Source organism: Microbispora sp. ZYX-F-249 (genome assembly GCF_039649665.1).
Classification (GTDB): domain Bacteria; phylum Actinomycetota; class Actinomycetes; order Streptosporangiales; family Streptosporangiaceae; genus Microbispora; species Microbispora maris.
Genome location: NZ_JBDJAW010000053.1, coordinates 31,541 through 42,503 on the forward strand (window position 1 = coordinate 31,541; position 10,963 = coordinate 42,503).

The 10,963-nt window shown below is 71.9% G+C and carries 11 protein-coding genes; 6 read left to right on the forward strand and 5 right to left on the reverse strand.

The window, feature by feature from the left end:
• Positions 1-5: 5 nt before the first annotated feature.
• From AAH991_RS36070 to AAH991_RS36085, 4 genes are all read right to left on the reverse strand, one after another.
• Positions 6-902 carry a hypothetical protein gene (locus AAH991_RS36070; protein ID WP_346230431.1) on the reverse strand — a complete coding sequence of 299 codons (897 nt, stop codon included), beginning with the start codon at positions 900-902 and terminating at the stop codon, positions 6-8.
• A 327-nt stretch (positions 903-1,229) separates the two neighbouring features.
• Positions 1,230-1,502: a hypothetical protein gene (locus tag AAH991_RS36075; RefSeq protein ID WP_346230432.1), complete on the reverse strand. Its 273-nt coding sequence runs from the start codon at positions 1,500-1,502 to the stop codon at positions 1,230-1,232.
• Between the two features lie 90 nt (positions 1,503-1,592).
• Positions 1,593-2,720, reverse strand: coding sequence for a thiolase C-terminal domain-containing protein (locus AAH991_RS36080; RefSeq protein WP_346230433.1), 1,128 nt, complete (start codon positions 2,718-2,720; stop codon positions 1,593-1,595).
• A complete protein-coding gene (locus tag AAH991_RS36085) occupies positions 2,717-3,139 on the reverse strand; it encodes a Zn-ribbon domain-containing OB-fold protein (RefSeq protein ID WP_346230434.1) in 423 nt (140 codons plus the stop codon). Before AAH991_RS36085 ends, AAH991_RS36080 begins: the two co-directional genes overlap by 4 nt.
• Positions 3,140-3,388: 249 nt before the next feature.
• Here AAH991_RS36085 and AAH991_RS36090 point away from each other — a divergent pair, with 249 nt between their 5' ends.
• Positions 3,389-4,714 (forward strand): MFS transporter, encoded by a 1,326-nt coding sequence (locus tag AAH991_RS36090; protein WP_346230435.1) that lies wholly within the window; start codon positions 3,389-3,391, stop codon positions 4,712-4,714.
• On the opposite strand, the gene AAH991_RS36095 is transcribed toward AAH991_RS36090, so the two are convergent.
• Positions 4,711-5,352 (reverse strand): TetR/AcrR family transcriptional regulator, encoded by a 642-nt coding sequence (locus AAH991_RS36095; protein WP_346230436.1) that lies wholly within the window; start codon positions 5,350-5,352, stop codon positions 4,711-4,713. The two genes, AAH991_RS36090 and AAH991_RS36095, sit on opposite strands and share 4 nt — an antisense overlap.
• A gap of 70 nt (positions 5,353-5,422) precedes the next feature.
• Here AAH991_RS36095 and AAH991_RS36100 point away from each other — a divergent pair, with 70 nt between their 5' ends.
• From AAH991_RS36100 to AAH991_RS36120, 5 genes are all read left to right on the forward strand, one after another.
• Positions 5,423-6,406: an ATP-binding cassette domain-containing protein gene (locus AAH991_RS36100; protein ID WP_346230437.1), complete on the forward strand. Its 984-nt coding sequence runs from the start codon at positions 5,423-5,425 to the stop codon at positions 6,404-6,406.
• On the forward strand, positions 6,403-7,353 hold the full coding sequence (locus tag AAH991_RS36105) for an ABC transporter permease (RefSeq protein WP_346230438.1): 951 nt from the start codon (positions 6,403-6,405) through the stop codon (positions 7,351-7,353). Before AAH991_RS36100 ends, AAH991_RS36105 begins: the two co-directional genes overlap by 4 nt.
• A 288-nt stretch (positions 7,354-7,641) precedes the next feature.
• Positions 7,642-8,850 carry a Cmx/CmrA family chloramphenicol efflux MFS transporter gene (locus AAH991_RS36110; protein WP_346230439.1) on the forward strand — a complete coding sequence of 403 codons (1,209 nt, stop codon included), beginning with the start codon at positions 7,642-7,644 and terminating at the stop codon, positions 8,848-8,850.
• Positions 8,851-8,960: 110 nt separating this feature from the next.
• Positions 8,961-10,037, forward strand: a complete 1,077-nt coding sequence (locus AAH991_RS36115; RefSeq protein WP_346230440.1) for a polyprenyl synthetase family protein — start codon at positions 8,961-8,963, stop codon at positions 10,035-10,037.
• Between the two features lie 287 nt (positions 10,038-10,324).
• Positions 10,325-10,963 (forward strand): cyclic nucleotide-binding domain-containing protein (locus AAH991_RS36120; protein ID WP_346230441.1); only part of this gene is annotated, 639 nt, incomplete at its 3' end.

Sequence of the window (10,963 nt, forward strand, 5' to 3'; positions counted from 1 at the left end):
GACTCTCATGGCAGCTCCAGCGGGAAGACGGCCGTGACGGTGGCCCCGCGGTCCGCCGTGATCGCGAACCGGCCCCCGATCGAGGTTACGCGCCGCCGCATGGACGAGATGCCGATCGCCTGCTGCCGTGCCCGGTCCAGCTCGGCCGTCAGACGCGCCGCGGCGAGGGCCGCCGCGACGTGGTGACCGAGCTCGGCGATGAGTCTCAGGTCCTTCGCGCCGTACGGCTCACACCTGGCCCGCCGGCCGACGACCAGCGTGCCGAGGCGCTCTCCCTGGGCGACCAGCGGCACCTCGACGGGTTCGGGCTCCGGATCGCCGGATCTCGCGATCTCCTCCGGCAGGCCGTCGGTCAGCAGCGCGACCGCCACCCCCGGGCTGCGCAGGGCGGCGGCGACCAGCGCGGCCTGGGGGGAGACGGCCCGGCTGAGGGCCGTCCCGAGTAGCGCCACCGCGGCGAGGTAGCCCGAGAACATGAGACCGGTGACGGTCAGGTAGACGAACGTCCGCCGGATGACGAGGTCGATCCCGTACAGGCGGTGTCTCAGGACCGCGAGCGCGATCGCGACCGTCGGCGCGATGGGGATGAGCAGGATCGCCGCCTGGCGCGCGTGGTGGGGCAGCAGGCCGCCGGCGATCTCGATCAGGACCACGTAGCCTGCGGCGTACAGCAGGTAGGCGATCTGCCGGCGGGCCTCCGGTCCCGACCTGATCCATCGGACGACCAGGGACGCGGTGGCGGCCAGCGCCACGACGATCACGGCGGCGGCGATGAGGTTCCAGGGGCGCCCGACGGCGGCCAGGACCGTGACGAGCAGCCCGGCCCAGACCACAGGCCGCCATCGGGGCGTGACCGGGCGTCCGTCCGGGAACAGCGCGGGCAGCACGGTGAAGAACGGCACGAAGAAGAACGCCCAGATCCAGCCGTGCCCACTCGGCGGCGCCCCAGCCGGGCCAACGGCCGGCGGAGTAGCCCCACAGCAGCACCCCCAGGGCCGCGGCCGTGCCCATCGACAGCAGCACGAGGCCGATGCGGCTGCCCTCGCGTGACCGGATCAGCGCCACTCCCGCGACCGTGTGCACGACGGCCTGCGAGGCGTTCTGCGCGAGCGCCCACTCCATCCCCGTCGCCCGGAACACGAAGGCGCAGCCGGCGACGGTGCCCGCGAGCACCACGGCCGCCAGTGTCTGTGCCGCCCGTTCCACGAGATCAGCGTCCGCCGCCGGCCTCAGGCGTGTCCGGCTGGCACCGGGCGGCGCAGGCCGTACGCCATCAGGCAGAGCCCGAACGCCGCGAAGGCGACGGCCCCGCCGTACGGCACGAGGAATTCGAGCACCAGCCCCGCGAGGGTGGCGGCCCCCCACCAGCGCACGCCGCGGTCGAGCAGGAAGGCCAGGCCGATGACCAGGACTCCCAGGTAGAAGACGTACACCAGCATCTCGATCACCATGAAGCCGCTGGGCAGGTCGCCCCGCTGCTGCCCGGCCTTCCCGGCGGTCATCGGGCGTGATTCCCGGCCGGCCGGGAGATCCCGCCGGGACGGCCGGGCGGGGCCCTCCGGCGGGAGCTCCGGAGGGCCGTCGTGCCGGGGTCAGGGGCGATGGTTCGACAGGACGAGGGTGGCGGCGGAGGCGAACATGCCGCCGTTGCCGAGGACCACGCTGATCTCGGCGCCGGGCACCTGCGCCGCGGCCTCGCCGCGCAACTGCCGTACGGACTCCTGGATGGCGAACATTCCGTACATGCCGGTGTGGGTGTAGGAGAGGCCGCCGCCGTTGGTGTTGAGCGGCAGGCGGCCGCCGGGGGAGGTGTGGCCCTCGGCGATGAACGGCCCGGCCTCGCCGCGCTTGACGAAGCCGAGGTCCTCCAGCCCGTAGACGGGCACGTGCGCAAAGGCGTCGTAGATCATGAGGTGGTCCACGTCGTCGTGCGAGATCCCCGCCTCGGCGAAGGCGGCCTCGCCGGAACGGCGGAAGGCGGCGGAGGTGGTGAAGTCCTCCATCTGGGAGATGATCGGCGACTCGGCGGACTCGCCGGAGCCGAGCAGATGGACCGGCGATCTGCGGGCGCGCTCCTCGGTCGTCACGATCAGCGCCCCGCCGCCGTCGGTGACGAGGCAGCACTCCAGCAGATGGAAGGGATAGGCGACCATCCGGGAGGCGAGCACGTCCTCGACGGTGATCAGGTCCTGGAACATGGCTCGCGGGTTGAGGTGCGCCCACCGGCGCTGCGCCACCGCGACCTCCGCGAGCTGCTCGTGCGTGAGCCCGGTCTCCTTCATGTAGCGCAGCGCCGTCAGCGTGAACATCGTGGGCGGGCCGAGCACGCCGTACGGCAGCTCGAACTGGCCGATCAGGGAGTCGGGGCCGAGGGCCGGGCGGGGTGCGCCGACCCGCGACCGCCCGGACTCGCCGTGGGTGACGAGCACGGTGGTGCACAGGCCGGCCCGGATGGCCGCCGCGGCGTGCCGTACGTGGAAGAGGAAGGACGAGCCGCCCACGCCGGTGCCGTCGAGCCAGGCCGGGGTGACGCCGAGGGCGTGCGCGATCTGGATCGGGCCGGGCACGCCCACGGTGGCGACGCCGTCGATGTCGTCCTTCGTCATCCCGGCGTCGGCGAGAGCGTTGCGCGCCGCCTGAAGGTGGAGCTGTGCGGTGGACATGTGGGGGAGCTTGCCGAGCTCGTCGGTCTCGGCCGCGCCCGCGATGACGATGTTCATCGGACGGGACCCCCAGCGGGCTCGAAGAGCGGGACGTGCACGTCGCCGCGCCGCTCGAACACCACGCGCAGCGCCATGTCCAGGGGCAGGTTCTGCGGTGTGATCTCCACGCCGACGATGTTCGTCATCATCCGCACGCCCTCCTCCAGCTCCACGACCGCGATCGCGTACGGCCCGTCGTCCTCGAAGCCGGGAGCCGGGCGGTGGCTGATCACGTACGAGTAGAGGGTGGCCCTGCCGCTCGCCGTCACCCACACGACGTCGTCCGAGCCGCAGTGCGGGCAGGCGGGCCGTGGATAGAAGTAGTGCCGCGCACAGGCGCGGCAGCGTTGGATCCGCAGGCGCCCCTCCGCCGTGCCGTCCCAGAACGGCTGGGTCTCCGGGGTCGGTTTCGGGACGGGCTTGTGTGATGCGGTCATCGTTCTCCTGCCACCCGGAAGGTGAGTCTTAGAGTCGAATTCTAGAACTCAAATCTAGATCTGGCGAGGGCCGATGTCGCGGGCCGGGCTTCGATCGAAATCCTAGAATCTCATTCTAGTCATCCGGTGCCGGAAGAACACGTCCTCACGGCCTTGACTCCGGCCGTGAGGAGGCGGAGCATTCGTAGAAATGAATTCTAGAGCTGCCTTCTAGAACTCATCGCCGGGACGGGGGCTGACGAGAAAGGCATGTCGATGGGCCTGTCCTACGTACGCGAGCTCGACGAGTACCCCACCGGTGCGCGTCGCATGAAGATCCTCACGATGGCCGTGCTGGCCGTCCTCATCGGCTCCTATGAGGCGCAGATCGCCCCGGTGGTCCCGCTGCTGCTCAAGGACCTCGACATGTCCCTCGCGACGTACGGCGCGGTGTCCGGGGCGGCGGCGGTCGCGGGGGCCGTCGCGTCGGCGCTCGGCGGCAGGCTCACCGACCGGCTCGGCCGGGTACGCCTGCTGGTTCCGTTGATGCTGCTGACCGCCCTGTGCTGCTTCGCCATGACACTCGTCCACAGTCCACGGGATCTGCTGATCGCCAGAATCGTGCTGGCCTTCGTCGACGGAGTGGCGATGGCGAGCACGGCGCCGCTGGTCCGTGACTTCTCGCCACGCCTCGGCCGGGCTCAGGCGTTCGGCTTCTGGACCTGGGGCCCGGTGGGGGCGAACTTCCTCGCCGCCGCCGTGGCGGGCTGGACGCTGCCGATCTTCAACGACTCCTGGCGGTCGCAGTTCGTCATCATGGGCTGCTTCTCGCTCGTCATCTCGATCGTCATCGCCCTCAACATCGCCGATCTGTCGCCCGAGCTGCGCGCGCAGATCCAGCACACCGAGCGCCGGGCCAGCGACGTCGTCGACCTGACCAAGCCGGCCAGGGTCTCCTCGCTGTTCGCCCGGCCCAACATCTGGGCCCACGTGGTCGGCATCTCGCTGTGGCTGGTGCTCTACATCACGCTCACCCTGTTCGGCCAGACCATGCTGGTCGGCGCCCTGGGCGTCACGGCCGCCGAGGCGTCCACGATCATGGCGTGCTTCTGGAGCCTCAACCTGGTCACGCTGATCGTCGCCGGCCGCGTCTCCGACCGCACCCAGCTGCGCAAGCCGATCACACTCGCCGGCACCGTCGCGGCCGTGCTGGTCACCGCCTACCTGGCGTACATCCTCGGCGGCGAAGGCGTCTCCAGCGGCCTGCTCATGGTCGTCGGCGCGCTGCTCGGCGGCTCGCTCGGCGTGGCGTACGCCCCCTGGATGGCCAACTACTCCGAGGACGCCGAGGACGTCGACCCCCGGCTGCAGGGCACGGCCTGGGGCCTGTTCGGCTTCCTCACCAAGGCGATCGCCGTGGTCGGCCTGCTGGTCATCCCGCACGTGGTCGAGGCCACGAGCTGGCAGACGTGGCTGGTGGTCTCCCTGGTGTGCCTGGCGCTGTTCGCGCCCGCCGTCTTCCTGTTCCACGGCCCGTGGCGGCGCGAGCGGGCCGAGGCGGCCGGCCGGGAGGCCAGGGTCGCGGTGGCGGACTAGAACCCGGGCCGGGCGGGCGGGTAACCCGCCAGGCCCGTGCCGAGCAGGCCGAAGACCCGCTCGACGTCCGCGCGGTGGGCGCGCTCGATCTCCTCGTCGGGCTCGCCCTCCGCGACCCGCTGCCGCAGCCGCCGGTAGAGCGTCCGCTGCGCGCCGACCAGCGTCGAGGCGACGATGCGCGGCAGCGGGTCGCCGGGCTCGGCGCCCGCCTCGGCCGCCAGCGCGTCGGCGAGCACCCGGACGATCCGCTCGTTGACCTCGTGCATCTTGCGCTGTAGTGAGGGGTTGCCGCTGACCAGGTCGAAGAAGCTGCGCGGATGGACGAGGTCGCGCCGCATGCCGGGGACGAGCCCGGTCTGCGCCAGGCACAGCGCCCGGAAGGAGTCGAGGATCGAGACCCCGGCGGGACGGTCGGTGACCGCCGCCAGGGACATCGCCTCCCGGTCCTCCGCCCGGTAGAAGACCAGGTCCTCCTTGGTCGGGAAGTGGTTGAACACCGTCTTCTTCGACACCTGGGCGGCCGCCGCGATCTCGTCCACGGTGACCTCGTCGAACCCCCTGGCCCGGAAGAGCGCGTTGGCGGTGTCGGCGATGAGCTGCCGGGTCTTGTTCTTCTTCAGCTCCCGCAGCCCGCTCATGGGGGACAGCGTATCGGTCGCATTGGTTACACCTGGTGTACGGTTACACCAAGTGTAATTAGGGGGCGGGATGACGCATCCGGCGGTGGTCGCCACCGGGCTGACCAAGCACTACGGCGACGTCGAGGCCGTACGCGGCATCGACCTGACCGTGCACAGAGGGGAGGTCTTCGGCTTCCTCGGCCCTAACGGCGCGGGCAAGTCCACGACGATCAGCATGCTCTGCACCCTGACCAGGCCCACGTCCGGCGAGGCCCGCGTGGCCGGCCACGACGTGGTGCGCGAACGCGACGACGTGCGGCGCTCGATCGGGCTGGTCTTCCAGGACCCGACGCTCGACGGCTACCTGACGGCCGAGCGCAACCTGCGCTTCCACGCCGAGCTGTACGGCGTGCCCCGCGCGGACGTCGGCCCGCGGTTGCGGGGCGTGCTCGAGATGGTGGGGCTGTGGGACCGGCGCAAGGCCAGGGTCGCCACGTTCTCCGGCGGGATGAGACGGCGGCTGGAGATCGCCCGCGGGCTGCTCCACTCGCCGCGGGTGCTGTTCCTCGACGAGCCCACCGTGGGCCTGGACCCGCAGACCAGGAGCTCGATCTGGTCCTACATCCGGGAGCTGAAGGAGGCCGAGGACATCACGGTCTTCCTGACCACCCACTACATGGACGAGGCCGAGCACTGCGACCGCATCGCCATCGTGGACGGCGGCCGGATCATCGCGCTCGACACCCCGGACGCGCTGAAGGCCGGTGTCGGCAAGGACCGCGTCCAGCTCCAGGCCGGCGACGGCCCGGCGGCCGTCGCCGCCCTGCGCGAGCGGTTCGGCATCCATGCCGTCGCGTCCGGGGACGTGGTCGTCTTCCACGTGGAGGAGGGGGAGCGGTTCGTGCCGGAGCTGTTCTCCCGGCCGGGGCTGCCGATCCGGTCCGTCAGCGTGGCCCGGCCGAGCCTCGACGACGTGTTCATGTCGTACACCGGCCGGTCGATCCGCGACGCCGACGCGAGCGGCGCACGCGGCCCGGCCGCGCTCGCGGCGGCGCGGGGAGGCGGGCGATGACCGTGACGCCGAAGGGGACGCCCCAGGACGTGCCTGAAGACGTGCCGGCCCCCGGTGACATCGCGGCGGGTTCGCGGCTCCGGCCGCCGGCGAGGACCCTGCCCGTCGCGGTGGTGCGGGTGCCGGGGCGCAGCGCGGCGAGCGAACTGCGCGCGGTCAAGGTGGTGTGGCAGCGCGAGATCATCCGGTTCTTCAACGGCCCGCTGCGGATCCTCACCTCTCTCGTGCAGCCGTTCCTGTTCCTGTTCGTCCTCGGGACCGGTCTGTCGCAGCTCACCTCGGGCGGCACCGGCGGCCTCGGCCTGCGGACCTTCCTCTACCCGGGCATCCTCGCCATGGCCGTCCTGTTCACCGCCATGTCCTCGGCGGCCTCGATCGTGTGGGACCGCGAGTTCGGCTTCCTGCGGGAGATGCTGGTCGCGCCGGTGTCCCGCGCGTCGATCGTCGTCGGCAAATGCCTGGGCGGGGCCACGGTCGCGGCCGTCCAGGGTCTCGTCGTGATCTGCATCGCCGGGGCGGCCGGCGTGCCGTACGCGCCGGGTCTGATGCTCGGGGTGTTCGGCATCCAGGTGCTGCTGGCCTTCACGATCACGGCCTTCGGGGTCGCGATGTCCGTGCGGGTGCGGCAGATGCAGTCGTTCATGGCGCTCAACCAGCTGCTGATCATGCCGCTCTACTTCATGTCGGGCGCGATGTTCCCCGCGTCGGACCTCCCCGCGTGGCTGACCGCGCTCAACCGGATCGACCCCCTCTCGTACGCCGTGGACCCCATCCGGCGGCTGGTCTTCGCCCATCTGGACCTGGCTCCCGCCGTACGCGCCCGGCTCGCGCCGGGGATGACGTGGGGCGGCTGGCACGTCCCCATCCCGGTCGAGGTGGCCGTCCTCGCGGCCCTCGGGCTCGCCCTGCTCGCGACCGCGATCGCACAGTTCGGCAGAGCCGATTGAAAAAGAGCAGTTCGGCAGAGCCGACTGAGCTGAGCGTCCGGCGGCACGGCCCGGCGTGCGGGAAACCGATGGACGCCGACGGGCATCGGCCGGATATCGTGTGGGCCATGTCGAGCCCCGAGGCATCCAGGGTGGGGGCTTTCGGTCACGCCGTCAGCCCCCTGAACCACTGAGTCCGTGAATCCGTCGTCCCGCCGCGTCCGCGGCCGGACGAACGCGCTCCCGGGGTGCTGACCGCGGTGACGAGACGTCTCCTTCTCGTGCTTCTCATCGCCCCGGAGCCACTCGATGCCTCTTTCGCTGTATTCGCTCGCCGTGGCGGTCTTCGCCATGGGCACCTCGGAGTTCATGCTCGCCGGCCTCCTGCCGGGCATCGCCGCGGACCTCGGCGTGACCGTCGGAACGGCGGGCACGCTCACCTCGGCCTTCGCGATCGGAATGATCGCCGGCGCCCCGCTCATGGCCGGGCTCGCCCGCAACCGGCCGCCCCGGTCCGGTCTGTTCGTCTTCGTCCTCGTCTTCGTGGCGGCCCACGTCGCGGGCGCCGCCACATCGAGCTTCCCCGTCCTGTTCGCGACCCGGATCGTCGCCGCGCTCGCGAACGCGGGGTTCCTCGCCGTGGCCGTGACGACGGCCGCCACTCTCGTCCCCGCGAACCACAAGGGGCGGGCTCTCGCCGTGCTGCTGTCCGGCACGACGGTGGCGACCGTCGCGGGGGTCCCGGGAGGGGCGGTCCTCGGCACGCTGCTCGGGTGGCGGGTCACGTTCTGGGCCGTCGCCGTCCTCTGCGTGCCCGCGGCCGTCGGCGTCCTGCGCGCGATTCCGGCGCGTTCCGCGCAGGCGGGCGGAGGTGACGGGCGGGTCCTGCGATCGGAACTCGCACAGCTCAAGAACCGGCGCCTGATCCTGGTCATGCTGCTCGGCGCACTGGTCAACGCGGCGACCTTCGCGAGCTTCACCTTCCTCGCCCCCGTCGTGACCGGCGCCGCGGGACTGGATCCGCTGTGGATCCCGGTCGTCCTGGTGCTCTTCGGCGTGGGCTCGTTCGTGGGCGTCACCGTCGCGGGGCGGCTGTCCGACCGGCACCCCGGGCCGGTTCTCGCGGCCGGCGGCCCGCCGCTGCTCATCGGCTGGCCGGCGCTGGCCGTTATGGCCGCAGAGCCGGTCGCCCTGCTCATCCTGGTGTTCGTCCAGGGCGCGCTGTCGTTCGCCCTGGGCAGCACCCTGATCACACGGGTCCTCTACGAGGCGGCGGGGGCGCCGACCATGGCCGGCTCGTACGCGACCGCGGCGCTCAACGCCGGAGCCGCCGCCGGACCACTCCTCGCCGCGGCCACCCTCGGCGACGCGACCTTTGGCGAGAGGGCCGCAGAACTCGGCCCGCTGTGGGTGAGCGGGCTTCTCGTCGCGATCGCACTGCTCGTCGCCCTCCTCTCCGCGGTCTTCCGGCACGGCCCCGCCGACCGCGGCGCGGCCCAGCGGGCCGAACCGAACTGAGCCGGAGGGGCCGAGAAGTTCCGACTATCGGAACGAGAGGTTCTACTTTGCGTGTTCATTAAGTAACTTTCCGCAAGGGGTACCGGCTCGTCGAGCGGAGGAGACCGACCATGACGGCGGGAATCGTGGACACGTCCATCACCGGCATGACCGGCCGGGTACGGAGGCGGGTCGACGAACTGCTGGCCGATTTCCTCGACGCGCGGCGCCCCCCGGTCGGCGATCCGGACGTCGCGGAGGGCTACCGGCTCCTGCGCGAGTTCGTGGTCGAGGGCGGCAAGCGCATCAGGCCGCTGCTGTGCTACTGGGGCTGGCGGGGCGCGGGCGGCGAGACGCCGCACGAGGACCGGGCCGTCACCACCGGCGCGGCGCTGGAGCTCTACCACGCCGGCCTGCTGATCCACGACGACGTCATGGACGGCAGCGAGCTGCGCCGTGGCCGCCCGACCATCCACAGGGGGCTCGCCCGGGCTCCGCGGTGGCCGGAGGCGGAGACCTTCGGCCGGTCCGCCGCGATCCTGCTCGGCGTGCTCGCGCAGGCGTGGGCGGACGAACTGCTCGCGGACGCCACCGTCGGCGACGTGCGCGGGCGGACGGCGCGCGAGTTGTTCAACCGGATGCGCACGGAGGTCGTCACCGGGCAGTACCTCGACATCCTGGCGCACACGCGCGCGGACGCGGACGTCGAACAGGCCCTGACGGTGATCCGCTACAAGACCGCCCGCTACACGGTGGAGCGCCCGCTGCAGATCGGCGCGGCGCTCGCCGGGGCGCCGCCCGCCCTGCTGGAGGCCTACTCCCGGTTCGGACTGCCGCTGGGGGAGGCGTTCCAGCTGCGCGACGACGTCCTCGGCGTCTTCGGCGATCCCGCCGTCACCGGCAAACCGGTCCTCGACGACCTGCGCGAGGGCAAGCGGACCGTGCTCATGGCACACGCGTACGCGCGGGCACGGGGACCCGAACGGGACCTGCTGCGGACCTGGCACGGCGACCCGGGTCTGGACGAGCGCCGGGCCGCCGAGCTCCGGCAGGTCATCGTGGACACCGGCGCCCTCGACGAGGTCGAGGAGCTCATCGCCCTGCGGGCCGGGCAGGCGATCGAGGCGCTGCGCGACCAGACGATCGCCCCGGAGGCGGCGCGGGCGCTCGCGGTGCTCACCGAGCGGCTCACCCGCCGCGTCCGGTGAGGCGTGCGACCGGTACGCCCGCCTTTCCACCGACTTCCGCCACCACGACCCCTCCGGCCTGCTCCACGCCGGGCCGTACGGCCACGCGCCGCCCCCGGTGCCATTCGGTGCCCCTGATGCGCCTGATGGGTCGGTGTGCGGCCGTACACGGGCCGGGCCGTCCCCGGCCGGAGCGAGCCTGATCTTCCCTCCCCCCTCCGCCGCTCGGCGACGAGCGTGACCAGTCACCGAAACACCAGTCACCGAAACACCGGCCGCCGTGCCGACAACAGATGGGGTGAAGTGCTGTGACCGAAAGCACCATGCCGAACGACAACCGGCTCAGCCTGAGCACCAGGGCCGCGCGCAACCTGGCCACGACGACCAAGACCCCGCCGCAGATGCAGGAGATCACCTCCCGTCACCTGCTGCGCGTGCTGCCGTGGATCGAGGCGGTGGGCGGCGCCTACCGGGTCAACCGGCGGCTGACCTACCAGATGGCCGACGGGCGGGTGACGTTCGTGTCGACCGGGGCGGACGTACGGGTCATCTCGGCCGAGTTGTGCGAGCTGCCCGCCCTGCGCGGCTTCGACGACGCCGACGTGCTCGCCGCGATGGCGGACCTGTTCACCCAGAGGGAGTACGAGGCCGGCCAGGTCATCGCCGAGGCCGGCGCCCCGATGGACGAGGTCGTGCTCCTGGCCCACGGCAAGGTGGACAAGCTCGGCCAGGGGGCGTACGGCAACGAGACGCTGCTCGGCGTGCTCGCCGACGGCGAGTACGTCGGCGAGCAGATGCTGGTGAACGCGGACGCGCGGTGGGAGTGGACGGTCAAGGCCGTGACGCCGTGCACCGTGCTCGCCCTCGGCAGACAGGAGTTCGAACGGCTGCTCACCCTGTCGGACGGGCTGCGGGAGCACGTGCAGGCCTACAACGAGGACCCGGAC

Excerpts from the sequence above, each read along its gene's own strand:
- AAH991_RS36090 (WP_346230435.1), top strand. The coding sequence starts at position 3,389 with ATGTCGATGGGCCTGTCCTACGTACGCGAGCTCGACGAGTACCCCACC.
- AAH991_RS36115 (WP_346230440.1), top strand. The coding sequence starts at position 8,961 with ATGACGGCGGGAATCGTGGACACGTCCATCACCGGCATGACCGGCCGG.
- AAH991_RS36075 (WP_346230432.1), bottom strand. The coding sequence starts at position 1,502 with ATGACCGCCGGGAAGGCCGGGCAGCAGCGGGGCGACCTGCCCAGCGGC.
- AAH991_RS36100 (WP_346230437.1), top strand. The coding sequence starts at position 5,423 with ATGACGCATCCGGCGGTGGTCGCCACCGGGCTGACCAAGCACTACGGC.
- AAH991_RS36105 (WP_346230438.1), top strand. The coding sequence starts at position 6,403 with ATGACCGTGACGCCGAAGGGGACGCCCCAGGACGTGCCTGAAGACGTG.
- AAH991_RS36085 (WP_346230434.1), bottom strand. The coding sequence starts at position 3,139 with ATGACCGCATCACACAAGCCCGTCCCGAAACCGACCCCGGAGACCCAG.
- AAH991_RS36080 (WP_346230433.1), bottom strand. The coding sequence starts at position 2,720 with ATGAACATCGTCATCGCGGGCGCGGCCGAGACCGACGAGCTCGGCAAG.
- AAH991_RS36110 (WP_346230439.1), top strand. The coding sequence starts at position 7,642 with ATGCCTCTTTCGCTGTATTCGCTCGCCGTGGCGGTCTTCGCCATGGGC.
- AAH991_RS36095 (WP_346230436.1), bottom strand. The coding sequence starts at position 5,352 with ATGAGCGGGCTGCGGGAGCTGAAGAAGAACAAGACCCGGCAGCTCATC.